The following is a 23,485-nucleotide window of genomic DNA, read 5'->3' as shown; positions in this document are numbered from 1 at the left end:
GCCCGCATCGCGGGTCGCTTATTGCAGATTCACGAACAGGCCGCCGTCGACGAGCAATGCGGCGCCGGTCACATAGCGCGCGCGGTCCGACGCGAGAAACACGACGCAATCGGCGACGTCGTCGGGGTGCCCGAGGCGGCCGAGCGGAATGCGCTTCTCGAAGTAAGCCTTCTTCGCTTCATCCGCGAGATCTTCGGCGTTCAGATCGGTGGCGATCGTGCCCGGCATCACCGAGTTGCAGCGGATGCCGAACGGCCCCAACGCTACCGCGCACGACTGCATCAGCGAATGCACGCCGGCCTTGGTGGGGGTGTAATGCGTTTGCATGCCGCCACCCACCAACGCGCTGATCGAACTCGTCGCGACGATCGCGCCGCCGGTGCCCTGCTTTTTCATCTGCTGCGCGGCGGCCTGGGTCACGAAGAACGCACCGTTCAGATTGACCGCGACCGTCGATTCGAGCACGTCCGCCGGCATGTCGAGAAACGCGTGGAACGGGCAGATGCCGGCATTGCTCGCCAGCACGTCGAGCTTGCCGAACGCGTCAACGGTACGGCGCACCAGCTCCTGACCGGTGTCGCGCGCCGCGACGTCGCCCTCCACCGCGATCACGCGCCGGCCCAACGCCTCGATGTCGCCGACCACTTCCGCGACCGCCGAGCGGCGGCCATACGATGCGTCGTTGTCGCCCCAGTAGTTGATCGCCACGTCCGCGCCTTCGCGGGCGCAGGCCACCGCGATCGCGCGTCCGATACCGCGCGAGCCGCCGGTGACGATCACGACTTTGTCCTTGAGCAGCACCTTGGTCTCCTTTGCCGGGGTCGCCGTTCGGCGCCCATTGTTCGAAGCGTTCAGTGCTGATAAGGCCGCACCAGCGCACATTCCGGATTGAGCCGCACACCAAACCCCGGCGTATCCGGCACCTTCATGCGCCCGTTCACCGGCACCGGCTCGTCGAGCAGCAGCGGGTTGAACATCGGCACGACTTCATCGGCTTTCGGCGCCATCATCAGGAACTCGGCGAACGGCGAGTTATGGCGGGTGACGACGAAGTGATAGCTGTACACCGACGACCCATGCGGCACCACCATGACATCGTGCGCATCGGCGAGCGCCGAAATCTTGACCAGCTCGGTGATGCCGCCGCACCAGCCGACATCGGGCTGGATCAGATCGCAGCACTGCATTTCAAGCAGCATCCGGAAGCCCCAGCGCGTCGCCTCGTGCTCGCCGGTCGACACCATCATGCCGCGCGGCACGTTGCGGCGCAGTTCGGCGTAACCCCAGTAATCGTCGGGCGGAAGGCATTCCTCGACCCATTTGAGCCCGTATTCGTGCGCGCCTTGCGCGAGCCGCGTCGCGTAGCGCACGTCGAGGCTCATCCAGCAGTCGTACATGAGCCAGAAATCGTCGCCGACGCGCGAACGCATGTCGGCGAGCTTGTCGAGGTTCTGCCTGAGTCCGTCTTCGCCTTCCGCGGGACCGTGCTGCAACGGCAGCTTGCCGCCGATGAAGCCCATTTCCCTGGCGAGATCAGGGCGCGCGCCGGTCGCGTAGAACACCAGCTCGTCGCGCACTGGGCCGCCCAATAGTTGATACACGGGCTCTTTGCGAACCTTCGCGAGCAGATCCCACAGCGCGAGATCGACGCCGGAAATCGTGTTGAGCACGATGCCCTTGCGCCCGTAGTACAGCGTCGCGAAGTACATCTGGTCCCACATCTTCTCGATGTCGGTCACGAGCTGCCCTTCGAGAAAACGCGCGAGATGCTTCTCGACGATGAATGCGCCGATCTCGCCGCCGGTCGTCACCGCGAAGCCCACGGTGCCGTCGCTCGCTTCGATCTCGACGACCAGCGTGCCGAGTACGTTGATGCCGAACGACTGGCGGCTCTGGCGATACTCGGGATAACGCGCCATCGGCGTCGCGATGTGGTCGTCGATCCAGTGTCCGCCGGCCTGGTCGTGATAGTCCGCGCCGCCGCCGCGAACAATGAAGGCACGCACGTGCCGGATGGTAGGCATGGCCATGAAAGGGCTCCGGTGAGAGAGGTGTCGAAGCGGCTCGCCAGCGCGCGTTCGACGCGTGTGTAATACGCTGCGGTAGGTGAGCAATGCGCGAGCAACGCGCGAGCAGCGCGCTCAGTAGGTGGCGCGGCCGCCGGACAGGTCGAACACCGAGCCGGTGCTGAACGCGCAGTCTTCGGAAGACAGCCACAGGATCAGCGACGCCGCTTCTTCCGGCAACAGAAAACGGTTCATCGGAATCTTGGAGAGCATGTAGTCGATGTGCTGCTGCGACATCGAATCGAAGATCTCGGTCCTGGCCGCGGCCGGCGTGACCGCATTGACCAGAATGTTCCTGGTCGCGAGTTCCTTGCCGAGCGACTTGGTAAGCCCGATCAACCCCGCTTTTGATGCGCTGTAGTGCGAAGCATTCGGATTGCCCTCCTTGCCGGCCACCGACGCGATGTTGACGATGCGTCCATAGCCCTGCTTCAGCATCTGCGGCACGACCGAGCGGCAGGTCAGGTACGGACCGATCAGGTTCACGTCGATCACGCGGCGCCACATCTCGGGCGCGAGTTCCCACGTCGCGCCGTTGCCGCCGGTGATGCCCGCGCAGTTGATCAGCACGTCGATCGAGCCGTGCGCGGCGACCGTTTGCGCGGTGGCCTGCTGGACCGCGGCGTCGTCGGTCAGCTCGACCGTGACGGTGCTGACCTTGCCGAGTTCGCCCAGCTCGCGCTGGCTGTGCGCGAGGCGTTCGCTATCGACGTCCCACAACGCAACCGACGCGCCCGAGCGCAACGCCCGCTGCGCGACCGCGTAGCCGATGCCGCGCGCGCCGCCGGTAATGACGACCGCGCGCCCCTCCAGATCGATCCGATTCATTGTTGTGCTCCTGTGGGCCGCCGTGCGGCGTGCCATCGCGTTGTTGTGTATCGCTGCAGTCAATATAAGGGCGGGGCGATGCGCCAACAATTCGAGTATCGGAGGGGGCGATAGCAAAAGTGGATCGGCAGCGGAATCGAACGCCGACGGGAAGCGCAGATGCTAATCACCGGCAGCAACGAAAAGCATGGAAACATAAAGAATGGTCGACACGACGATGATGCCGACGCCGACCAGCACTTTGGTCTGGTCATAGTTGATGCCGCCGATGATCGCTATACCGATCCCGAAGACCGACGCCAACGTGCCGAGCGCCGCGAAGCCGACGTGTATCTTGCCGCGGACCAGCCTTTTGCGCTCCGATTCGGCAGTGCTTTCCGTCTCGCTCTGTTCCATTCTCTGCTCCTTCGCACGCGACCGCGCTACGCTTCAGCGTAGTGTATTTAAGCCGTCTCAATCGCCGTTATTTGATGTCCGCGCCGATGCGCGACACCCACGCCGCGATGACCGACACGCACACCGCGCGCACCGAGCGCCGACCTGCAGCTTGTCGCGCGCGAGCGCCCAGAACCAGCGCATCACTTCGGAGCACGTTTATTGCAAGCGACGACATACTCCTTTTTTGATTGCATCGATAAAAAGGAACGCAGCGTATTAATCGCTTTTATCGAATGGCGATACGCTCCTTGAAACCAGCGGCGGTTCCTTTCCAATGCGTCGGATCTCATGAAGAACGGATCCCGAAAGCTTGACGCGCACTGCACGCATGGCAGCCTAGGCACAGCGCTTGCTGAAACTCGCATCGGCGTTTGACGCACACTCATCGATTCATCGAACGGACACCAACATGGTCACGACTCGCCCCTGCACCGCCGCCTGCTTTATCGACGGCCGCCTCGTCACGCTGACGTTCTATCCGGACAACGGCGCGTTGCGTATTGCCGATCCGTCCGGCGTCTGCCTACGGGAAACGCGCTGGCACGGTTCATGGCGCGATGTGCTCGACGTATTCCGCGGTTACAACGAAGCGGGGGAAAACCACGACACAGCGCGCGGCGTCGACGATATCGTCGCGCGCCTCGGCGAGCGCAACGGTCATGCGCAGGGGGAATCGGCATTGGCGTGACATTGGATGCGCTTGCAGTCAAGCGGCGCAAGAGCGGCGGCGGTACAGCGCGGCACCCGTTGGTCACCTGGCACCACGCGCCTGCCGCCCGCGAACCGGTCATTGACCGAAATAAGTCTTGCACTCCGTGCCGAACGAGCAAGACTGGCTGCGGCGCCCTCCCGCCTGCGACTCGCCCGCCGGTACGCCGCCATACGACGCGTTGCGCACGCCCTGCTCGCGCGCATCCCAGCTGTGACCGAACGACATATCGGTCGTCGCCTGTGCCGATTCATCCGCATCGTGTTGCATCATCGCGCGACCCGACATGGCGGGGTCCGCCTGGCCGCTCAACTCATCCGCGGCGGCCGTTCTCGGCACGAGAAACAGAACGGCGGTCGCCGCAATCATCAATATACGTACTCTCATTTCCGGACTCCTCGAATCCGGCGCAGCAGTGTTCGTCCTCCACAAGAATTGATCCGCGAACAGCCAACCTGCCCAAGGGGCCGAGGAACGCGTCGATGCCAATGCGCTACTGCTGCGACGGGTCATCGAACAAACAGATGAAGAATTACCGCCTTTTCAACCGATATTCGACGGGTTCCGAGCGTCGGCGCAATCGGTCTGTAAGTCTGCAATGCGCAGCTTCTCGTCCTTCTTTTATAGTTCGCGGCCCCCGGAATTCAATCCAGGCGCTTCCACCGGTGTCGTCAATTGTCCACACCGTTCGATAAACCGCATTCACCGACAAATTCGCTGTGAACTAAGCGTGCTTTGCTCTCGCATTGCGTTATGATGTTGCTACAACGCACAAAAAGCGGCACCGCACATCGACGAAAGTCCGGTGAAAGACGGACAGCGTGGAGTGACTTCATCCATTCGCAATCATTGCATCGAGACACAGCTTTTCATCGCGAACGTCAGGCTTACCGGCCTCGTTCGCCGCGCTGCGACATGCTGAAATATTTGCTGATTGAGACCCTCGGTTCGAGGGTCGGTTGTTCCTGCGGCCGTCTTTGTTCGAGGCCCTATTGCAGTTCAGGGAGCAACGTTTTTTAACCCGGCACATGGCATCTCCGTCAATCGACAAACCCCCACCGCGGGGCGGCCCCTTCAGTCGGGCTGACGCTTCGCAGCTTTTTCCCCGCAATCTGTCTTTGACAGCACGCTGCACGTTTTAGAAGGACAAATATCCTATGGACGAAAGGAAGCGAGATAGCATGATTGCGTATCTCCGCCATCGTATGGAAGAGTTTGGTATCAGACCTGAAGACCTTGCCGCGGCGCTGGCGACCGAGTCATTGGCCAAAAAGGCGGCGCGCTATCGCAATGCGACCGGAGACAGTTGGGACGGCAACGGCGAAATGCCGCAATGGTTGAAGCAGGCCATTAGCGCCGGCCAAAGCATCGAGCATTTCGAATTGGCCGCAAAACCGCCGCCCGCACCCCAGCCGAAAAAGCAGGTGGACTGGTCGAATGACCCGTTCGCCGGCACACCGCTCGGGCGCCCCAGCAATCGCTAGGTGCAGGCCGCCGCGCTCGAAGGCGCGGAAACACTGGCTGCGACTTCGAAATGAGCCGCCGTGCCACGCACCGGTTTTGCGCCACCGCTTGCCCCATTCACCGCATTCGCGGCATTCACCGTATTTCCCGCATCGATCGCATTCGCCGCATCGGCGATATTTGCGTGATTCGACGCAGGCTGCGCATATTGCGGCAGCTCGATCAACGCGCTGACCTGCCGCACAATTTGCCAGAAAGTCTTGTCGAAAAGACGGGCCTGCTCGTCAGCGGATCCGTGGCCGCCCGCGAGCGGATCGGCAATGGCCCAATAGACGAACGCCGGCCCGCCCGGAAATACCGGCGCATGCAGTCCGCCGACGAATTCGTCGAGCGCGATCACGGTATCCATGCGCGGCGCCCATTCGCCGGTGAATTCCAGCCAGCTTTTAGGGCTCAGCACCGCGCGCCCGGAAATGCCGGGCCGCAATTGCGCGACCGCGAGTGGATGAAGGCGCGCGGCCGGTTCAGGGCCCGCGCTGAACGCGTCGAACCGGTGCCCCGCCAGTTCGCGCAGTAAAGCTTCGGCAATGATGCTGCGGATCGAATTATCGCGGCAGAGAAACAACACCTTATATTTTCTGGACACGCTTACCCCGTACCGATGTTTTTATTGGCCTCTGGGCGGAATTGTGCCGCTCCAGTCTTGCGCCCCCGTGACACTACGGCGTCTTTATTATTTGCGCCACGGGATTCGCACCAGAGACCTCGATCCACGGGCACAGCTTTGCGAACGATGGGCAGTGTACCAGCGTCCGACCCGCTGTTTCAGCGAGCTGTCAATAATTGTCGGATCAAACGACGCTCGTGCGCGCCCGCCGGTCCGGCACGATGCGGTTCGCATCCGCCGGCCACGGGACGTTTGATCGCACGGGTCGCTGCGACACGTCAGAACTTCAGGCTATTGAGGAACTGGAACCACAGGTTGCCGAGCGCGCCTGCCGGATGCATGTCACTGCCGGATTCGTCGCGCTTCCCGTGGCCCATGCGTTTCGCGTGCGGCGTGTCGTGACCGGCGGTTTGACCGGCCGCGCTGGCTTCTTGCGCGGTTTTCGCCCGTTCGGCTTCGCCCGCCCCCCCTTGCGCCGTTTGCGCGGTGTTCGCGCTCTGACTCGCGCTCTGACTCGCGCGCTGATCGTTTTGCGCGGCGTTCGCCTCGTCGCGGCGCGCCGCCTGCAACGCCGCGACGCTGTCGGCGATCTGCGCGGCGCGCCGTGGCTCGCATTGCCGCCCGAGCAGCACGCCGAACAGCACGTCACGATTGTGGCCCTCGTCGGCGAAGCGGATCGCGATCGATACCATCTCCGCATACGCGGCTTCGTCGGCCGCGCGCGCCGCCGCCTCGCGCTTCGCCTGCGCGCGTTGCCGGCGCGTGTGCTGCGCCTCCCACTCGCGCATCTGTTCAGCGTAGACCGTGTCGTAGACCTTGCGCTGCTCGGCGTCGGACAGGATCGCATACGCATCCCTGATTTCCTGGAACGCCGCGCGCGCCACATCCTCGGCACCGTGGTTGCGGTCCGGATGCCACTTCATCGCGGCTTTCCGGTAGGCCCGCTTGATTTCGTCGTCGGTGGCATGCGCGGGCACGCCGAGCGTGTCATACAGGGTTGCCATGCTGGGCTCGATCTCGCGGAAAAACGATGCGGGCATCGTAGCACGCTGAAAGCGGCGTCATCGCGAAGCGGCCTGGCCGCCGCACGCGCATTCCGGCACTGCCGCGATCGCACTGCGGCACATCGCCCGTTCGAGCCACGAAAAAAGGCCCCGCCACTTGTTGGGTAGCGAGGCCGAGTCCCATGTCAAAGGAGATGTCATGGAGGAGACGAGCCCATCCTATCGTCAGACCCGCACGCACCCAACCAACGGTTCGCCATATGCTTATCGGTCGAGCGCTCACGTCCATTGCACAGCGTTCGGCGGCCTGCGCCCGCATGGTTATATCGTTAGAACAAAAAGTCGCTTAGCCGCGCGGCGGCCGCTGATTAAGATGACGCTTCAAAGTCCGGGTCGCTCGGACGGGTCCATTGATGGCCGTGCACGTGCGTGGCTAGCGCTGCATGCGTTCCGCTTGAACCGCGCCGTCCACCGCGCCGTGAACCGCAATCGCAGGAGCATTTCGTTGAGCAGATCCGATCATCGCCCCCCGCCGCTCGTCGTCGGTATCGGCGGCACGACGCGCGCGATTTCGTCGACCGAGTGCGCGCTCGCCTTGGCGCTGCGCGGCGCCGAAGCCGCGGGCGCGCATACCCGCCTGTTCGGCGGCACTTTTCTGCATAGCCTGCCGCATTACGCGCCGGAACAGCCGGCGCGCACCGACGAACAACTGCAGCTGATCGAGGCCGTGCGGCGCGCGGACGCGGTGATCATCGCGACACCCGGTTATCACGGCGGCGTGTCCGGGCTCGTGAAAAACGCGCTCGACACGCTCGAGGAACTGCGCGCCGACGAGCGCCCGTATCTGGATGGCCGCGCGGTGGGCTGCATCGTCACCGCCTACGGCTGGCAGGCAACGGGCTCCGTGCTGACATCGCTGCGCTCGATCGTGCACGCGCTGCGTGGCTGGCCGACGCCGTTCGGTGCCGGCATCAATACGCTGGAGACGCGCTTCGACAGCGCGGACAGTTGCTCCGATCCGAAGGTGGTCGAGCAACTCGCGACCGTCGGCCAGCAGACCGCGACGTTCGCGCTCGCGTTCGACGCGCAGCGTGCGCATGGCGCGCCCGCCGCGGCGAGCCGTTCAGCGGCGAGCCTGGCCTCCGCACGCAGCACCACCACCCCCGTCGCCGCCGACACCCGTCCCACCCGCGTTCTGCACGCGGTCTGAAGCGCTCCCGCAACCGTGACGCCGCGGCCATCGCGCGCGGCGGCACGCTTCGCGCCGCGCGACCGTGCGCCACATAACAGACACCGCGACCCCGCGCGGATAGAGTCATCGCACTCAGCGACTTCGATCCAATCCGGGCTTTTGACCATCACTCCCGCGCTGATTTGCTTTCGACGAAAGATTGGTTCGCCCGCTGCGCAGCGCGCCCTACGCTTGACCCTGCCCGCCGCTTCATTCATCTTCGGCAACGACAGGGCCGCGCCGCACGCATTGGGTTTCGCACGACACTCGCAGACACACTGACAAGTCAACATCATGAACTCGCACATCCGCTACAAGGGCTACGAGGTCGAAGCGGCAACGCAACCGCTCCCGAATGGATTATTCGCCGCCAATCTGACGATCGAGCAGCGCGACGAGAATAGGCGCAAGGCCTATTCGTTCGACGCGCTCGACTACTTCTTCGATGAAGAGCATGCGCTCGCCTATGCATCCGACTGGGGGCGTATGTGGATCGATAATCACCAGTAAGCGGATCGTAGTGCGCACCGGCATCGGCTTTCAGGCGGATGTGCCAGAATAGGTGAACCCTTGCGTTCGCTGCCTGCGCGCGTAATCTGTCCGCTGCTTCGACGGATGCCGCCGAAACTCGCGCCGCCCGCGACGCATCCATCGAGACGGAGGCGCCGGTCATGACATGGACCGTCGACGCACAACTCGCGCTCAGCGCGACACAGGCGGTCGAGGCGCTACGATCCGGCCGCCTCAAAGCCGCCGACTACGTGGCCACCTTGCTCGCGCGCGCCGCCGCGCTCACGCATTTGAACGCGCTCACCACGCTCGACTTCGACGGCGCGCTCGCCGCCGCGCAGCGCATCGACGCATTGACGGCGGCCGACCGCGCGCGCCTGCCGCTCGCCGGCTTGCCGATCGTCGTCAAGGACAACATCAATACCGCGGGCCTGCCGACCTCGGCCGGCACGCCGGCGCTCGCGGGCTTCGTGCCGAAGACCCATGCGCGATCGGTGCAATGCCTCGTCGATGCGGGCGCGATCGTGCTCGGCAAGGCCAACATGCATGAACTCGCATTCGGTATCACGAGCACGAACCTCGCCGCGCACGCGGGGCCGGTGCGCAACCCGTACGATCCGTCGCTGATGCCGGGCGGCTCGTCGGGCGGCACCGCGGTGGCGATCGCCGCGCGCATTGCGCCAGCGGGACTCGGCACCGACACCGGCGGCTCGACCCGCATCCCCGCCGCGCTGACCGGCACCGCGGGCTTGCGTCCGTCGGTCGGCAACGGCGGCGCCGAGCGGCGCTATCACGACCCGCACGCGGTCGTGCCGATCAGCCATACCCGCGACACCGTTGGGCCGATGGCGCGCAGCGTCGCCGATCTGGCGCTGCTCGACGGCGTGATCACCGGCGATCGCGCATTGCCCGCGATCGCGCTCGATGGCTTGCGCATCGGCTTGCCCGCGCCACTGTGGGACGCTCTCGAGCGACAGGTCGAGGACGTCGCGCGCGCTGCGTTGCAGAAGCTCGAAGCGGCGGGCGTCACGTTCGTACCGGTCGCGATGAATGAGTTGGAGCATCTGAACGGGATGGTCGGTGGCCCGCTCGCCATTCACGAAGCGCGCGACGACGTGCTCGCGTGGCTGGTCGCGAATCAGGCGCCGGTGCAAACCGTCGCCGAACTGGCCGCGCGCATCGCGAGCCCGGACGTGCGCGCGATCTACGCCGACGTGCTCGCCGACGTGCTCGGCTCGCACTACCCGGCGGCGCTCAATTACTGGCGGCCGCGGCTGCAAAGCTACTTCGCCGCGACGTTCGCGGATGCCGGTCTCGACGCGTTGCTGTTTCCGACTACGCGGCTCGTCGCGGTACCGATCGACGATCTGAACGGTTCGTCGACGGTCACGATCGACGGCGGTCCACCGATCGATACGATGGAAGCGTTCCTGCGTAATACCGACCCGGCCAGCACGGCCGGCATACCGGGGCTGTCGCTGCCGGCGGGTATCAGCGCGAGCGGCCTGCCCGTCGGCCTCGAACTGGACGGATCGCTCGGCTCGGACAGACGGCTGCTGGCCATCGGTGTCGCATTCGAACAGGTGCTCGGGCCGTTGCCGGCGCCGGTGCTTTGAAGCCCGTGTTTCACGTCCACGTCATCAGGTTGGTGCTTTAATGCGTGCGCGTTGCCGCCCGCATTCCGACGCTTCGCATGCCCGAATCTCACCTTAAGCGCCGATGACGAAACCCGCCACCGCCCTCTCGACTCGCGGCCTCGCGCGCCGCGTCGTTCACCTGGCCACCGTTGTCGCGGTCGCTTTTGCCTCAAGCGCCTGCGCACGTCTTGCGACGGTCGATTCCAACGCGCTGTGGAAGATCGTCGACGTCCGCTGCGTGCCATCGCAGCAGGCCACCGGCACGCCGGGTCAATGCACGGTCGTCGATCTCGACAAACGCTACGTCGTCCTGAAGGACATTCTTGGCCGCTCGCAGTTTTTGTTGATGCCGACCGATCGCATCACAGGCATCGAAAGTCCGTTGGTTGTCGCGCCCGATGCCAGGGACTATTGGAGCGACGCGTGGGATTCGCGCCATTACGTACAGCAAGCGGTCAAACGCGCGTTGCCGGACGATCAGCTCGGCCTCGAAATCAACTCCGAATATCGTCGCTCGCAAAACCAGTTGCATATCCACATCGACTGCATGCAACGTGAAGTCAGCGCCACGCTCGCGAATCATGCCAACGACACGCCCGGACGATGGCGCTGGGACACCCTCGATGGCGAGCGCTACAGGATCATGCGCGTGAGCTCGCTGAGCGGCGCCGACGACCCGTTCAAAATCGTCGCGCGCGACCATCCCGACCCGGCGACGATGGCCACGCAAACGATCCTCGTCACCGGTGCGGGACCGTCCGCGGCTCGGGATGGCTGGCTGATCATCAACAGCGGCATCGACGTCGAGGGTGGCAGCGGCACGGCCGAAGGGCTGCTCGATCACGCGTGCCGCGTGGCGGACGATCATTGAGCGGTTCCCGGATACGCGCTTGCCGAGCCCGCTTTGCACGATTGCACCGATGCATTGCTCAACAAAATGGTTCGGGCGCACCGCATTGCCTCGTACGATCGGTCTCGACCTGCGCATCGATAGCGCGGGTTCGAACCTGGATTCGGACCGATTCAACGATGGCGATCTATCTCGACGACACCCAGCGCTACCGCATCGACCGTCTGGCCGCGAGCCGGACCTGGCGCACGCAATGGCCGACATGGGTGCTGATCGTCGCAATCTACGGTGGCTGGTTCGGCGTGGCCACGCACGCGCGTCTGCTGGGTCTGCCGCTGACGGTCGCGCTGCTGGCCGGATTCGGCGCATGGTACACGTCATTGCAGCACGAGCTGCTGCACGGTCGTCCGACGCGCTCGCGATTGGTCAACGCGCTGCTCGGTTTCGCGCCGCTCGCGGTGTGGTTTCCTTATCACGTGTATCGCGAGTCGCATCTGCGTCATCACGACGATGCGCACCTGACCGAGCCTGGCAGCGACCCTGAAAGTTATTTCGTCAGCGCATCGGAATGGCAACGCGCGGGCACCGCTATGCGTGCATTGCTGGTTTTCCGCAATAGCTTGATCGGTAGATTGCTGGTCGGGCCAGCGTTTTCGATCGCCGCGACCGGTGCGCAAGCGCTCGGCAAGATTCGCGACGGCGATTGGGGCGACGTGCCCGCATGGCTCGCGCATCTGGCCGCGCTGGTTGCGCTCACTGCGTGGTTGCGGCAGGTATGCGCAATACCGGCGTGGATGTTTATCGTCGGTGCCGGGTATGGCTCGCTCGCGCTTGCATCGGTGCGTTCCTTTCATGAGCATCGGCTCGCGCAGGAAACCGCGCACCGCACGGTCATCAATGAAGCGGGATGGTTGTGGCGATTGCTGTTTCTGAACAACAACTATCATCTGGTTCATCATGACTTGCCGCAGGTGCCGTGGTTTGCACTCCGGGCGGTTTATGAAACGTCCCGCCAGCAATACGTGGGACGCTCCGGAGGCTTTCTGGTACGGGGTTACAGCGAATGGCTGAAACTTTATGCGTTCGCTTCGGTTGCGCCTCCGGTTTATGGGGATCCGTCCGGTTTGATCCAGAGTAATCCGTGTGCTTCCGACAGTTTTGCGGGTAAATTGCGGGTAAAAACCATGGTAGTTGTCCGTCGAGGAGAGCCCCGTGAAGCTAACCTACCCGCTACTGCTGAACGCCAAACCGCACGACAAGCCCTATAAGATCCGTGATCGTGACTCCATGTATCTGCGGGTGTCGGTCTCGGGTTCGAAGGTATGGAAATTTGACTACCGACTGGATGGCAAGGACTGCAGCTATACCCTTGGGCGATTCCCTGACCTGTCGATAAGCGACGCCCGCCAACGTCGCAACGATGCGGCCAAGCTGGTGGCGTCCCGCATCCACGCCAAGGCCTATGAGCAGCAATTGCAACTGCAGACGATCACACACCACAAAAATACCTTTTGGGCCGTCTGCGAGGACTGGATTGAAGACAACCGCGACAGGTGGAGCGAGTACTACTGCGGGCAGGCCATACGCTTTCTCTCGCGCTACGTGAAAGATTCGCCACTCGGGAAGATGCCAGTACGAGATATCAAGGTGGCTCACGTCTACGATCTGCTGCAATCGATTGCAAAGCGCAAAACCCTTTTAGGTGATGAACGCAAGACCGGGGTGCTCCTCATATTGCAGTTCGTCTGCGTCAGCACCTTGACGCGATATTCAGGCGGGCGATTATCAGGGGGCGGGCCGACGCAAATCCTGTTGCGGCGCTCAAAGTGTCGGACGTGGTGACGCTCCCTCCTACGCGCCACAATCGAGCGCTGGAGGCCGATGAACTCAAACGCTTGCCGGATTCATTGTCGATCGTGGGAACGGCGCTCACACGTTTGGCAATGCGTCTGCTGTTGCTTACCTCCGTGCGAACTATCGAATTGCGGGGCGCGACGTGGAAGGAGATAGATCTGAAATCTGCGATGTGGGCCATTCCTGGCGAGCGCATGAAAATGGGGCATCCACACATCGTCCCACTGAGTACTCAGGCAATTGAAATTTTGAAAGAAATTCAGGGAATCACTAGAACGACAGCCGCTGACGACTACCTATTCCCAAATGTCAAAGACAAATCGTGCCCCATGGCGCCTACCACAATCAATGCAGCGCTTGTCCGCGCTGGGCTCAATGACGAACGGCTATTCAGGGCGCACGGCGCACGCGGTACGTTTAGCACATGGGCGCACGAACAGGGATTTGCTCCACTGGCGGTTGAACGTCAGTTGGCCCACGTCGAGAAGAACCGGGTGAGCAGAGAACAGAAAATGATGCGGGATTGGGGCGACTATCTCGAGAGCATGAGCGGTTGATTGTTTGCAGCAAGTTGTTTGTGTCTCTGCGCCTCGCTTTTTAGACTTATAGAGGCAGCAGACTCCAACACTTGCTTGCGAGGCGCTGGCGGGTTTGAACTTCCCTGCCCTGCCATGCTCTAGCCACCGTCCTGTCCATACAACGAAAACTAGGTTTCGACGGCGGCACCACCACCGCGGCAATGGCACGTTTGCTCGCCGGCCGTCGCGAGGTTCGCGTTGTGACCAACAATCTGTTGGCCGTCAACACGCTCGCTGCGAGCGAAGTGCCCGTCACGCTGATCGGCGGCGACCTGCGTCCCACCAGCATGAGCACGCTCGGCCCGCTTGCGCAGCTTGCCTTGAGCCGCCTGTCGGTCGACAAGGCATTTCTCGGCGCGGACGGCGTGGTGGCTGACCGAGGCCTCTGCGAGGCGTCAGCGGAGCAGGCCTACCTGAAGGAATGCGTGATCAGGCAGGCTGCCCAGCTCTTCGTACTGGTCACCTCGCACAAGCTGGACCGCGCAAGCCAGCAACACTGGACACCGCTCGAACGCGAGTGGACGCTCGTGACCGATGCCCGTCGCGACGCACCTGAGATGACCTCATTCCTGTTGCACGGCGAGGTGACCGTCGAGACGGCGCGGTAGCATGGGCACATTGACTGCCTGGTGTAACGGCTGCATCGAGCCGCTGTTCAACTCGGCCTGCGAGCAATGAAGTCAATTTCGACGAGCGCGTCACGCGCCAATCCGGTTACGCCGATGCAGGTCCGCGCCGGCAATCTCCCAGTCGGAAAATAAGCTGCATAGACGGCGTTCATCGTCGCGTAATCCCGTTTGAATTCGGTCAGGAAAATCCGCGCCGAAAGGACATGTTCGAGGCCCAGACCCATCCCTTTCATCACCAGTATCAGATTGTCCATCACTCGTGTCGTCTGGGCGGCGACGCCTTCGGGAAGCGGTGCGTTGTCGTCCTCCGGCGACGTCGGCATCTGGCCGGTGAGAAACACCCAGCCGTCGTGCTCGGTTGCATGAGAGAAAGGGCCTACCGGTGTCGGGCCGCCCTCGACCATCCAGAATTTTGTAGATAAATCCATTTGAGGTAACTCCGGAAAAAGGAAAGCACCGTGCGCACCGCTTCGGCAGACCGATCGCGCACGCACGACAAGATAATTTATTCCGCGAACAAGGCCTTGCGGATGATCGCGTGCACACCCCAGTTGCCGTCGACGACCTGTGTCACACCAAAGTCGACTGCGACCGACATCAACGAGATTGCTTCGTCTTCGGTAAGGCCCTTGGTCGTCATCAGAAAGCGGCGCGTCTTGATGAACGCGTCACGCATCGCGAGATCCAGCGTCGACTTCTCGTAGACCTTGCTCTGCGCGTGCGTGCCGAATTCAGCCAGATAGTTGGCATGACTGAATCCATGCAGCACCCACTCGTCGGCGGTTTCGACGAGCGGATACGTGAGATCCGCGTACGGTTGGCCGGCCAAAGTCGCTCTCTTGTGCAATATCAGTTGGAACTCGCCGGTCAGCGAGCATTCGATCGCCGTCCCACATAGCTCGGAATCGCCCTGCGATGCGTGCGGATCCCCGACCGACAGCAATGCGCCGGGAACACCCACCGGCAGATAGACGCTCGCACCCTGCGCGACGCGCCAGTTGTCCAGGTTGCCGCCGAACGCGGACGGCGGAATCGAGTCGATGAGACCGTCCTGTTGCGGCGCGACCGCGATCAGACCGAAATGCGGGCGCACCGGAATCTTGACACCCTTGAGAATTCCATAATTCTCCTCGACGGTGGAATGATCGACCGGAACGCCCGGATAGTCGATGGTCGGATGCACGACACCGAACGGATCGCATTGCGGCGTCCAGCGGTAGTTGTAGACCGCGCGCGCAAAGGGCGTGCCCTGGTCCGGCCGGGGCTCTGCGTCGAGTTCATAAATCGTGACGACTTCGCGCGGTTTAGGCTCGGTCAACAATTCACGGTAATGGAAACCCCACCACGCGGCCGCATTGCTGCCGAACGCCCGCCCGCTGAATTGCGGATTCGCGCAGCGCCGCGGATGCACCTCGAGGATCCTGACTTCCAGTATGTCGCCCGGCTCGGCGCCACGTACCGCAATCGGGCCGGTGCAGATATGCACCCCAAACCCTTCGCCTGCGCCTCGACCGTAGATCGATGCGTCGATCGGTCCGGCGCCGCGCCGGTTCACGTTTTTGCGCTCGGCGGTCCAGTGGAACACGCTTTCAGCGCCTGGATCGCCGGCCACCATACGCGCCCAGTCGTCCGACGCATGCTGCGTCAGTGTCTCGATCGTCACGCGATCGCCGCTGTCGACTTCGAGCACCGGCTTCAGGTCGTGTGAGAAATAGCCCCAATGTACCGTGTTGGCCGTTGCACGCAACAGATGGTGGCGCGGCTTGCCGGACCGGCTGCTGATTGCCTGCCTCGAGCCGGTTCGCGTGTCGACGGGGCGACTGGCTACGATCGCACCGGCAGCGTCGAGCGTGGCTTCCCGCGCCGCGGTTTGCGCGGGAACCAGCAGCGCATCCGTGTTGAGCGGCAATCCGCGCGACATGCGCTGCACCACATGTCGCGCCAAATCGAGGCTCGCTTCATGACGGAAGGCGCGCGGCGACGTCTTGTACTGCTCGCGAAACGCACGGCTGAAATGCGCGGGATCGTTGAAGCCCCAACGAAAACAGATATCCGAAATCGACGTCTTCTCGTGGAGCGGATCGACGAGTTCAGCCCTGCAGCGTTCAAGGCGGCTGAGCCGCAAATACGTGGAAAAGCTCTGGCCGGCAGTTTCGAACAGCTTTTGCAGGTAGCGCTGCGAGACGCGCTCCTCTGCGGCGAAACGCGTGAGACTGATGTTGGGGTCGCCCAGTTGCGCATCGATACTGCGGCACACGCGCGAGAAGATGGCCGCCTGTGATGATGTCAGTCCGCTAATCGGCGTTTCGCGCTGTTGCACGGACAGAATCGCCACCAGAAACTCGACCAGTGCGAGCTCAAGCGGACGCAGGTCGTTGGCGGACAACGTCTCCACGCCTTCCGCAAGCGACGCAAGAAAACCGGAAAACACATGCCCGACACCGACGTCTCCGGCGATCCGGCCGGCGTTCATCGACGATGCAAACAACCGCCCCCTGATCGCCGAGCGCGGTACACGCGCGACAAAAGCGCGGAAATCGGTCGCGAACAGCAGCGAGGCGCCTTCGCCCGACGGCAGAAACACGAGGTCGTTCACTGCCAGAGGCTGACGTCCGCTGTTGGCCTGCAGCGTCGCCACACCGTCAAGATGCAGCACGATCAGCGCGCCGTCGCCACCGGCAGCGTTCGGTTCGAGCGTCTGCGCCACCGACGCCAGCAGGCCCAGATCGAAACCGCCGGGCGAGCGCTGCGCGACGATCGTGCCACGCAATGCCCGCACAGAAGCAATCGCACCGCTACGCCACCCCATCGTGTCAAGCGCTTTAACCCACGCGCGAAGCCGTTCGGCCTCCGAATAGGACTCGGTAGTAAAGCGCAGCAAATCCAACGTTGACTCCGGAACGGACGCCCGTCGCACGAGCGCAACGCCCGCTACCCGAGGACAGATTCGACGAGCGGTACGGGTCGCCCAAAAAAGCAATAACCGCACCAACTCGGGTCGGGGGCATCGCGAGGGCGCGGCGTCCCGAGCGCCGGTGGCCGCCCGACCGCGATGATTGCGCGCGCAGGCACCAGCAACGCCCCTATGCACCGACCTGACGCATACGGGACGCACGCGCACGCGCGCGGCGAATCGCCTGCGGCCCGAGCGGGACGTCTCAGCGGCCGGCGCCGCCGATAAAGACGTTCTTGCGAATCGATCCATGCACACCCCAATTGCCGTCCACCACTTGTGTGACGCCGAAATCCGCGGCGACCGACATCAGCGCAATGGCCTCATCCTCGCTTAGCCTGTGCACGGTCATCAGGAAACGGCGCAGCTTGCGGAACGCGTCGCGCATTGCCTTGTCGAGGCTCGCGTGCTGTGCCACCTCGGTCTGTCCGGCCGGGCCGAGTTCCGCCAGGTAGTTGGCGAAAGTGAATCCGTACACGGACCATTGGTCGTCGGTTTCCAGCATCGGGTGCGTGAGGCCTTCGAGAATCGTGCCGCCGAGGTCATTCTTCTTGTGCAGCACGAACTCGAAGTCGCCGGTGAGCGAAGTTTCGATCGCGGTACCGCCAAGTTCACTGTCACCCTGCGCCGCATGAGGATCGCCGACAGAAAAGAATGCGCCTTCGACCGCGACCGGGTAATACATCCGCGCACCTTTTCCGACGCGCCAATCGTCGATATTGCCGCCGGTGTAGCTGGGCGGGATCGAGCTGACATAGTCGAGCTCCGCCGGCGCGAGCCCCATCGTGCCGAAATGCAGTCTGGCCGGCACCTTCACGTTCGGCAGGATGTTCTCGCGTTTGTTCACCAGCGTAGGGTCGACCTTGACGCCCGGGTAATCGATCATCGCGTGGACCACGCCGTCCGGGTCGGTTTGCGGCGTCCACACGTAGTTGTAGACCGCACGCGCAAATGGCTCGCCCGAGGTATCGAGCTCGAAGATCGTCACGACTTCACGGGGCTTCGGCTCCTCGATGAGATCGTGGTAATGAAAGCCCCACGATGCGGCGACATTCGAACCGAAACAACGGCCGCGATAACACGCATTGCAGCTCGGCCGCGGGCGCACGTCGAGGATTCGCACTTCGAGCACGTCGCCCGGCTCGGCCCCTTCAATCGCGACCGGCCCGGTCAGCAGATGCACGCCGACACCTTCGCCCGACCCAAGCGTAAACGGTCCATCGGTTGGGCCCGCGCCCCGGCGCGGCATGGCCTTGTGCTCGCGAGTCCACTGAAAGATGCTTTCGGCGCCGGGGTCGCCCGCGACCATCCGTTCGTGGTCGTCGTTCGCATGGTGGGTCAGCGTCTCGATGGTGATCCGGTCGCCGGAACGCACCGTCAACGCGGGCGCGACCTGCTTGCTGAAGTAGCCCCAATGAACCGTTTCAGGCGAAACCGGGAGGGTATGGTGCTTCATGTCTGTTCGAACCTCGTAAGACGCCCGGCACGAACGGCCGGGCGATGCTGAATGGCGCGCGCCGTCAAGACGCGACTTCGAGCCGGTCGTCCGCGCCCATCACGCTCAGGAATCGAGCTGTCAACGGATGGCGCGGCTGGGTGAGCACGTCATGCGTGGGTCCCTGCTCGACCACCGCGCCGCCGCTCATGAACACGACGCGATCGGCGACCTGATCGGCAAAGCGCAACTGGTGCGTGGAGATGATCATGGTCAGGCCGCCTTCGTCCACGAGCCGCTGAATCACGTCGAGCACCTCGCCGACGAGTTCGGGGTCGAGCGCGGAGGTCGGTTCGTCGAGCAGCAGCACGCGAGGATTCGGCGCCAGCGCGCGGGCAATCGCGACGCGCTGCTGCTGGCCGCCCGACAGATGTCGCGGCAACGCATCCGCGCGATGACTGAGGCCGACGCGTTCGAGCAGTTCGCGCGCGCGGCGCTCGGCGTCGGCCGGTGGTACCCCGTGCACCCAGCGCAGCGGCCCGGCGATGTTCTCGCACGCCGTCAGATGACTGAATAGATTGAAATGCTGGAACACCATGCCGACGCCGGCACTCGCTCGCTCGTTGGCGAGGTCGCCCTGTGTCATTGGTTGACCGTCGACCCGAAAACCGATGCGCTTGCCGCCGATACGGATTTCGCCGGCATCCCACTGCTCCAGGTGATTGATACAGCGCAGCAGCGTGCTTTTGCCCGATCCGCTCGGCCCGAGCAGCGCAATGACCTCGCCGAAGCGGACCGTGAGGTCGAAGCCGTCGAGCACCGTCTGCTTGCCGTAACGCTTGCTCAGCCCTTTCACCTGCACCGCCGCTTTCTGCGTCTGCAATAGCTCGTAGCGGCTTGCGCGCTCCGCATGGGCTTTGCGCGCAACCGGCACGGGCGCGGCGTCGAGCGGCGCACCGACGGATAGCGTCGCGCTTGCGGCAGAGGGCTCCACGGCGAGCGCGGCCCGGCGCCACGGCAGCAGTCGCGCAAAGCGTCCGGACGGACTGCGATCGAGATCGAGCGCCGTTTCGGCGAATAGCTGGATCGCGGCAATCAAGCCGGTCAGCACGAGATACATCAGCCCGGACGCAAAGAAGATCGAGAAGAAATCGAACGTCGACGACGCGAGTTGCGTGCTGCGCAAGGTCAGTTCGTCGACCGCGATCACGGAGGCCAGCGACGAGTTCTTCAACGCGCTGACCGATTCGTTGCCGAGCGCCGGCACCATGGTGCGGATCGCCTGCGGCGCGATCACACGGCGCAGCAACACGGTCGGCGTCATGCCGAGCGCCTGCGCCGCAAGAACTTGCCCACGATCGACGCCGAGCACGCCGGAGCGCAGGATTTCCGCGATGAACGGCCCCTCGTTCGCCGCAAGCGCGAGACCCGCGGCGCCCATCGCGCTCAACTTCAAACCGATGTGCGGCAGCGCGTCGTAGGCGAACACGAGTTGCAGGATCAGCGGCGTTCCGCGAAAAATCACCGTGTAGCCGCGTGCGATGACGGCAAGCGGCCCCACCTTGCTCAGTTGCATGCTCGCGAGCACCAGTCCCACGATCAGACCGCCAGCCAGCCCGAGGAGCGTGACTGCGATGGTGAAGCCGATGCCGCTTAACAGATACGGCAGGCCGACATAGTGCAGGAACAAATTCATCAGTTCGAGGCAATCAGCTTGGGAGTTTCGAGATTTTCAGCACCAAGCGACCACTTCTTCAGCAGTTCGGTCTGGATGCCGGACTTCTGGATCGCGACGAGCGCCGCCATGACCGCCGCGCGCATTGCCGGATTCGTTTTAGGTACGCCGATACCGATCGAATACGGCAGTGTCACCGCATTGGCCTTTTCGAGCTGGCCCGGATACGCCTTGACCGCCTGGTCCACCGTATTGACGTCGTTGATGTACGTATCGGCGCGGCCTGAGAGAATCGCCTGGATTGCGTTCGCGTTGTTGTCGTACAGCTGCACGGCAGCTTCCGGCTTGTTCGCCGCCTTGCAAGCCGGTGCGAGCTTCTGGATCAGCGGCACTTCGACGTAGCCGGTGTTCTCCGCAGCGGTCGTGCCGCACATCGTCTGGTTGATGCCGCTGATTTTCTTCGGATTGCCCTTCGCAACCAGCACGCCGTCGAACACTTTCGAATAGGTGATGAAGTCCGCCGCCTTCGCGCGCTCCTCGGTCGCATAGATGTCGGAGATCACGATGTCGGCTTGACCGCTTTGCAGCGTCGCCAGCAGCGCCGAGAACGCGACAGGCTTGTACGCCATCTTGAAGCCGAGGCAATTGCCGATCGCCTCGCCGAGATCGATGTCGAAGCCGATGTATTTCGTCGGATCGTTCGGGTCCAGCGCTTCGTAACCCGGCGTGTGCGGGTTGATCGCGTTGATCAGCGTCTTGCCCTTGAATTGCGGGTATTTCGCCTGCAACGCGGCGCACTCGGCGGGCACCGGCGCGGCGGCTTGAGCGTGACCCGACATCAGCAGCGCCAGCAGACTCGCCGCGCCGAGAAGCAGCTCGCGCCAGCGGCGGCCAAAACCGCCTGCGCACGGCATGCCACGTCCATGACCGACAATAGTTGTGTTCATCCCCATACTCCTGAACGGCAGATGTCAAAGGCCCACCCTATGTACGCCTCGTTGCATCGCACGAGGCCAAGGGTAGGTGAACGAAATTGGGTGGACTTGTTCCAGCGCGCCCAAATGCTTGCACGGGCGCGAAGCAGGACATCAGCGCCGCGAGCGGGTCGAGGCTGTCGCACGGCCAGTCGAGTCGGCAGCGCGTCCGGCAAGCTGGACGCTTCGACCGCCGGGCGCAATGCATCGTACTCAATGCGATGACGCCGTCCCCGCCTGCAGCGTGGCGACAGGTATTTGCGCTTCGCGCGGGAAGTAGCACGGCGGCGCTTTGACGTACATGTATTGATTGCCGCAGGGCAGGCCCGCATAGTCGACGGTCCGGGTTGTCACAGTCTGCGCAAGCGGCGCACGGTAAGCCTGTGCCGACGGATAGGCGCAGCCGTTCAGCAGAGCGACGAAGATCAGGCCAATGAGAGTTCGTATCATGAGGAATGTGTCACGTGGTCCGACTCAATGAACTTCTTTCAGCGCCGCGCTCGAGACCAGCGCGTCCGACCTGTTCCACCAACCGCCGCCGACGGCCTGAAAGAGCGTCGCCGTGTCCGCGAGCCTCGCGGCTCTCGCCTGGATCGCGGCGACGTGCGCCGTTTCATAGCTTTGCTGTGCCGTCAGCACGGACAGGTAAGCGATCTCCCCCGTCTGCAGCTTCCGGCGAGCGATATCGAGGCTGCGCCATGCGGCCTGTTCGGCGGCCACGGACGCTTCCAGCGTCTTCGCATCGGCTTGCACACTCTGCAAGACATCGGCAACGTTCTGGAACGCGTTGATGACCGTCAGGCGGTACTGCGCCCCGGCCTGCTCGTAGACCGCCTGTGCGGCACGCTGGCGGTGCAGCAGCGCCCCGCCCTGAAAGATCGGCTGCGCGACCTTGCCGACCACGTTGAAGAACTGGTTGTAGGGCGTGAACGCGTTGGCGAGAGCATTCGGTGAGGTGCCCAGTGCGGCGCTCAGTGAGATCTGCGGCAGCCGATTGGCGATGGCGACGCCGACCTGTGCGGAGGCCGTGTGCAGCGTGGCGGCAGCGGCGCGAATATCCGGGCGTTGCTCGACCAGCCTGGACGGCAGACTCACCGGAAGATTGTCAGGCAGGTGCAGGTCCGCCAGATCGAAGTGCACCGCCAGGTCTTCGTTCGGAAAGCCTCCCACCAGAGCAGTCAGCGCATCGCGCTGCAGCGCCCGTTGCTTTTCGAGCGGTGGCAACGCCGCTTGCGCCTGGGCGAGCACGGCCTGCTGTTGCAATAGATCGGCCTGTGCGGCCTCGCCGAGCGTGTATTCGCGCCGGACGATGTCCGCGAGTTCGGTATCGGCCTTGATCATCTCTTCTTGCGCGGCAAGCTGACCGCGCAAGGCCGCTTCGTCGATCGCCGCGAGCACCACGTTGCTGCTCAACGTCAGATAAGCCGCTTCGAGTTCGAAGCGCTGATTCTCGGCTTGCGCGGCCGCCGATTCGACGGTCCGGCGATTCAGGCCAAAAGCGTCGAGCGAATATGAAACGGTCAGCTCGCCCGTGTAGAGCGAATAGATGCGCTGGTTGTTCGCCGCGACCGGTGCGAGGCTCGCAGTCGGCGTCCCGTTCCTGCTGCCCGACGCATCGAGACCGATGCTGGGGAAAAACGCCCCCTCCTGCGCCAGCATGTCTTCGCGCGCGCTAGTGAGCGCAGCGTGTGCGGCGTCGATCGTCGGGCTGCGCCTGAACGCGCGATCGATCAACTGGTTCAACTGCGGGGACTGGAACAGCGTCCACCATTGCCCGGGTATATCGCCGCCGGCGACGAAGTCCTGCGCCGGCCCATCCGCGCCGGCCGCCGCGGTCCTCGAAGGCAACGGCGCTTGCGTGTAACCAGCCCCAGCCGGTGCGGCGGGCTGCGTGAAGTTGGGACCGACCGCGCAACTCGCGAGCAACAACGGTATCAACAGGCTGGACGAACGTTGGAAGGTGATCATGTGAGTAGCACCCTG

Annotated in this window: 23 protein-coding genes and 1 pseudogene; 10 read left to right on the top strand and 14 right to left on the bottom strand. The window is 63.5% G+C overall.

What is annotated here, in order from left to right:
* Positions 1-18: 18 nt before the first annotated feature.
* The 4 genes from BJG93_RS20995 to BJG93_RS20980 form a co-directional block, all read right to left on the bottom strand.
* Positions 19-801 carry an SDR family NAD(P)-dependent oxidoreductase gene (locus BJG93_RS20995; RefSeq protein WP_027196173.1) on the bottom strand — a complete coding sequence of 261 codons (783 nt, stop codon included), beginning with the start codon at positions 799-801 and terminating at the stop codon, positions 19-21.
* A 50-nt stretch (positions 802-851) separates the two neighbouring features.
* Positions 852-2,030 carry an L-rhamnonate dehydratase gene (gene rhmD / locus BJG93_RS20990; RefSeq protein ID WP_027196172.1) on the bottom strand — a complete coding sequence of 393 codons (1,179 nt, stop codon included), beginning with the start codon at positions 2,028-2,030 and terminating at the stop codon, positions 852-854.
* Between the two features lie 111 nt (positions 2,031-2,141).
* On the bottom strand, positions 2,142-2,894 hold the full coding sequence (locus tag BJG93_RS20985) for an SDR family NAD(P)-dependent oxidoreductase (RefSeq protein WP_027196171.1): 753 nt from the start codon (positions 2,892-2,894) through the stop codon (positions 2,142-2,144).
* A 162-nt stretch (positions 2,895-3,056) separates the two neighbouring features.
* On the bottom strand, positions 3,057-3,290 hold the full coding sequence (locus BJG93_RS20980; protein WP_027196170.1) for a hypothetical protein: 234 nt from the start codon (positions 3,288-3,290) through the stop codon (positions 3,057-3,059).
* A gap of 451 nt (positions 3,291-3,741) precedes the next feature.
* Here BJG93_RS20980 and BJG93_RS20975 point away from each other — a divergent pair, with 451 nt between their 5' ends.
* Positions 3,742-4,020: a hypothetical protein gene (locus BJG93_RS20975; RefSeq protein WP_027196169.1), complete on the top strand. Its 279-nt coding sequence runs from the start codon at positions 3,742-3,744 to the stop codon at positions 4,018-4,020.
* A 99-nt stretch (positions 4,021-4,119) separates the two neighbouring features.
* Here BJG93_RS20975 and BJG93_RS20970 read toward each other — a convergent pair whose 3' ends face one another.
* Positions 4,120-4,428 carry a hypothetical protein gene (locus tag BJG93_RS20970; protein WP_027196168.1) on the bottom strand — a complete coding sequence of 103 codons (309 nt, stop codon included), beginning with the start codon at positions 4,426-4,428 and terminating at the stop codon, positions 4,120-4,122.
* A 770-nt stretch (positions 4,429-5,198) separates the two neighbouring features.
* Between BJG93_RS20970 and BJG93_RS20965 the strand changes: the two genes are divergently transcribed.
* Complete coding sequence (locus BJG93_RS20965) at positions 5,199-5,525, top strand: H-NS histone family protein (RefSeq protein WP_027196167.1); 327 nt, start codon at positions 5,199-5,201, stop codon at positions 5,523-5,525.
* Here BJG93_RS20965 and BJG93_RS20960 read toward each other — a convergent pair.
* Positions 5,522-6,151: an arsenate reductase/protein-tyrosine-phosphatase family protein gene (locus tag BJG93_RS20960; protein WP_034478293.1), complete on the bottom strand. Its 630-nt coding sequence runs from the start codon at positions 6,149-6,151 to the stop codon at positions 5,522-5,524. The genes BJG93_RS20965 and BJG93_RS20960 overlap by 4 nt on opposite strands.
* Positions 6,152-6,450: 299 nt before the next feature.
* Positions 6,451-7,176: a J domain-containing protein gene (locus BJG93_RS20955; protein ID WP_027196166.1), complete on the bottom strand. Its 726-nt coding sequence runs from the start codon at positions 7,174-7,176 to the stop codon at positions 6,451-6,453.
* Positions 7,177-7,681: 505 nt separating this feature from the next.
* Between BJG93_RS20955 and BJG93_RS20950 the strand changes: the two genes are divergently transcribed.
* The 8 genes and pseudogenes from BJG93_RS20950 to BJG93_RS20915 all read left to right on the top strand — a co-directional run.
* On the top strand, positions 7,682-8,386 hold the full coding sequence (locus BJG93_RS20950) for an NADPH-dependent FMN reductase (protein ID WP_027196165.1): 705 nt from the start codon (positions 7,682-7,684) through the stop codon (positions 8,384-8,386).
* Between the two features lie 315 nt (positions 8,387-8,701).
* Positions 8,702-8,917, top strand: coding sequence for a hypothetical protein (locus BJG93_RS20945; RefSeq protein WP_027196164.1), 216 nt, complete (start codon positions 8,702-8,704; stop codon positions 8,915-8,917).
* A 161-nt stretch (positions 8,918-9,078) separates the two neighbouring features.
* On the top strand, positions 9,079-10,533 hold the full coding sequence (gene iaaH, locus BJG93_RS20940; RefSeq protein ID WP_027196163.1) for an indoleacetamide hydrolase: 1,455 nt from the start codon (positions 9,079-9,081) through the stop codon (positions 10,531-10,533).
* 103 nt (positions 10,534-10,636) lie between these two features.
* On the top strand, positions 10,637-11,425 hold the full coding sequence (locus BJG93_RS20935) for a CDP-diacylglycerol diphosphatase (protein WP_027196162.1): 789 nt from the start codon (positions 10,637-10,639) through the stop codon (positions 11,423-11,425).
* Positions 11,426-11,583: 158 nt separating this feature from the next.
* Positions 11,584-12,672, top strand: coding sequence for a fatty acid desaturase (locus BJG93_RS20930; RefSeq protein WP_034478287.1), 1,089 nt, complete (start codon positions 11,584-11,586; stop codon positions 12,670-12,672).
* Positions 12,617-13,246 (top strand): tyrosine-type recombinase/integrase, encoded by a 630-nt coding sequence (locus BJG93_RS20925; RefSeq protein ID WP_154671764.1) that lies wholly within the window; start codon positions 12,617-12,619, stop codon positions 13,244-13,246. The genes BJG93_RS20930 and BJG93_RS20925 overlap by 56 nt, the downstream gene beginning before the upstream one ends.
* On the top strand, positions 13,138-13,815 hold the full coding sequence (locus BJG93_RS20920) for a tyrosine-type recombinase/integrase (RefSeq protein ID WP_082194561.1): 678 nt from the start codon (positions 13,138-13,140) through the stop codon (positions 13,813-13,815). Before BJG93_RS20925 ends, BJG93_RS20920 begins: the two co-directional genes overlap by 109 nt.
* 158 nt (positions 13,816-13,973) lie before the next feature.
* Positions 13,974-14,444: pseudogene (locus BJG93_RS20915) on the top strand (DeoR/GlpR family DNA-binding transcription regulator); the annotation flags it as partial.
* Between the two features lie 47 nt (positions 14,445-14,491).
* Here BJG93_RS20915 and BJG93_RS20910 read toward each other — a convergent pair.
* The 7 genes from BJG93_RS20910 to BJG93_RS20880 all read right to left on the bottom strand — a co-directional run bounded on the left by BJG93_RS20910 (position 14,492) and on the right by BJG93_RS20880 (position 23,470).
* Positions 14,492-14,893 (bottom strand): RidA family protein, encoded by a 402-nt coding sequence (locus tag BJG93_RS20910; protein ID WP_027196158.1) that lies wholly within the window; start codon positions 14,891-14,893, stop codon positions 14,492-14,494.
* 77 nt (positions 14,894-14,970) lie between these two features.
* Entirely contained in the window at positions 14,971-17,352 is a 2,382-nt protein-coding gene (locus BJG93_RS20905) for an acetamidase/formamidase family protein (RefSeq protein WP_027196157.1), read from the bottom strand.
* Between the two features lie 271 nt (positions 17,353-17,623).
* The gene (locus tag BJG93_RS20900) at positions 17,624-18,874 is read right to left on the bottom strand and encodes an acetamidase/formamidase family protein (protein ID WP_027196156.1); all 1,251 of its coding nucleotides are present in this window, start codon (positions 18,872-18,874) and stop codon (positions 17,624-17,626) included.
* Between the two features lie 64 nt (positions 18,875-18,938).
* On the bottom strand, positions 18,939-20,549 hold the full coding sequence (locus tag BJG93_RS20895; protein WP_027196155.1) for an amino acid ABC transporter permease/ATP-binding protein: 1,611 nt from the start codon (positions 20,547-20,549) through the stop codon (positions 18,939-18,941).
* Positions 20,549-21,475 carry an ABC transporter substrate-binding protein gene (locus BJG93_RS20890; protein WP_027196154.1) on the bottom strand — a complete coding sequence of 309 codons (927 nt, stop codon included), beginning with the start codon at positions 21,473-21,475 and terminating at the stop codon, positions 20,549-20,551. The genes BJG93_RS20895 and BJG93_RS20890 overlap by 1 nt, the downstream gene beginning before the upstream one ends.
* A 240-nt stretch (positions 21,476-21,715) precedes the next feature.
* On the bottom strand, positions 21,716-21,952 hold the full coding sequence (locus tag BJG93_RS20885; RefSeq protein ID WP_034478279.1) for a hypothetical protein: 237 nt from the start codon (positions 21,950-21,952) through the stop codon (positions 21,716-21,718).
* 24 nt (positions 21,953-21,976) lie between these two features.
* A complete protein-coding gene (locus BJG93_RS20880) occupies positions 21,977-23,470 on the bottom strand; it encodes an efflux transporter outer membrane subunit (RefSeq protein ID WP_027196153.1) in 1,494 nt (497 codons plus the stop codon).
* Positions 23,471-23,485 lie beyond the last annotated feature (15 nt).

Source organism: Paraburkholderia sprentiae WSM5005, assembly GCF_001865575.2.
In the GTDB taxonomy this organism is placed as follows: domain Bacteria; phylum Pseudomonadota; class Gammaproteobacteria; order Burkholderiales; family Burkholderiaceae; genus Paraburkholderia; species Paraburkholderia sprentiae.
The sequence above is the reverse complement of the archived record's forward strand: the minus strand, read 5'-3'. Positions and strand labels throughout refer to the sequence as shown.

Excerpts from the sequence above, each read along its gene's own strand:
- BJG93_RS20895 (WP_027196155.1), bottom strand. The coding sequence starts at position 20,549 with ATGAATTTGTTCCTGCACTATGTCGGCCTGCCGTATCTGTTAAGCGGC.
- BJG93_RS20885 (WP_034478279.1), bottom strand. The coding sequence starts at position 21,952 with ATGATACGAACTCTCATTGGCCTGATCTTCGTCGCTCTGCTGAACGGC.
- BJG93_RS20935 (WP_027196162.1), top strand. The coding sequence starts at position 10,637 with ATGACGAAACCCGCCACCGCCCTCTCGACTCGCGGCCTCGCGCGCCGC.
- BJG93_RS20985 (WP_027196171.1), bottom strand. The coding sequence starts at position 2,894 with ATGAATCGGATCGATCTGGAGGGGCGCGCGGTCGTCATTACCGGCGGC.
- BJG93_RS20970 (WP_027196168.1), bottom strand. The coding sequence starts at position 4,428 with ATGAGAGTACGTATATTGATGATTGCGGCGACCGCCGTTCTGTTTCTC.
- BJG93_RS20930 (WP_034478287.1), top strand. The coding sequence starts at position 11,584 with ATGGCGATCTATCTCGACGACACCCAGCGCTACCGCATCGACCGTCTG.
- BJG93_RS20965 (WP_027196167.1), top strand. The coding sequence starts at position 5,199 with ATGGACGAAAGGAAGCGAGATAGCATGATTGCGTATCTCCGCCATCGT.
- BJG93_RS20945 (WP_027196164.1), top strand. The coding sequence starts at position 8,702 with ATGAACTCGCACATCCGCTACAAGGGCTACGAGGTCGAAGCGGCAACG.
- BJG93_RS20980 (WP_027196170.1), bottom strand. The coding sequence starts at position 3,290 with ATGGAACAGAGCGAGACGGAAAGCACTGCCGAATCGGAGCGCAAAAGG.
- BJG93_RS20880 (WP_027196153.1), bottom strand. The coding sequence starts at position 23,470 with ATGATCACCTTCCAACGTTCGTCCAGCCTGTTGATACCGTTGTTGCTC.
- BJG93_RS20900 (WP_027196156.1), bottom strand. The coding sequence starts at position 18,874 with ATGAAGCACCATACCCTCCCGGTTTCGCCTGAAACGGTTCATTGGGGC.
- BJG93_RS20975 (WP_027196169.1), top strand. The coding sequence starts at position 3,742 with ATGGTCACGACTCGCCCCTGCACCGCCGCCTGCTTTATCGACGGCCGC.
- BJG93_RS20955 (WP_027196166.1), bottom strand. The coding sequence starts at position 7,176 with ATGGCAACCCTGTATGACACGCTCGGCGTGCCCGCGCATGCCACCGAC.
- iaaH (WP_027196163.1), top strand. The coding sequence starts at position 9,079 with ATGACATGGACCGTCGACGCACAACTCGCGCTCAGCGCGACACAGGCG.
- rhmD (WP_027196172.1), bottom strand. The coding sequence starts at position 2,030 with ATGGCCATGCCTACCATCCGGCACGTGCGTGCCTTCATTGTTCGCGGC.
- BJG93_RS20890 (WP_027196154.1), bottom strand. The coding sequence starts at position 21,475 with ATGAACACAACTATTGTCGGTCATGGACGTGGCATGCCGTGCGCAGGC.
- BJG93_RS20910 (WP_027196158.1), bottom strand. The coding sequence starts at position 14,893 with ATGGATTTATCTACAAAATTCTGGATGGTCGAGGGCGGCCCGACACCG.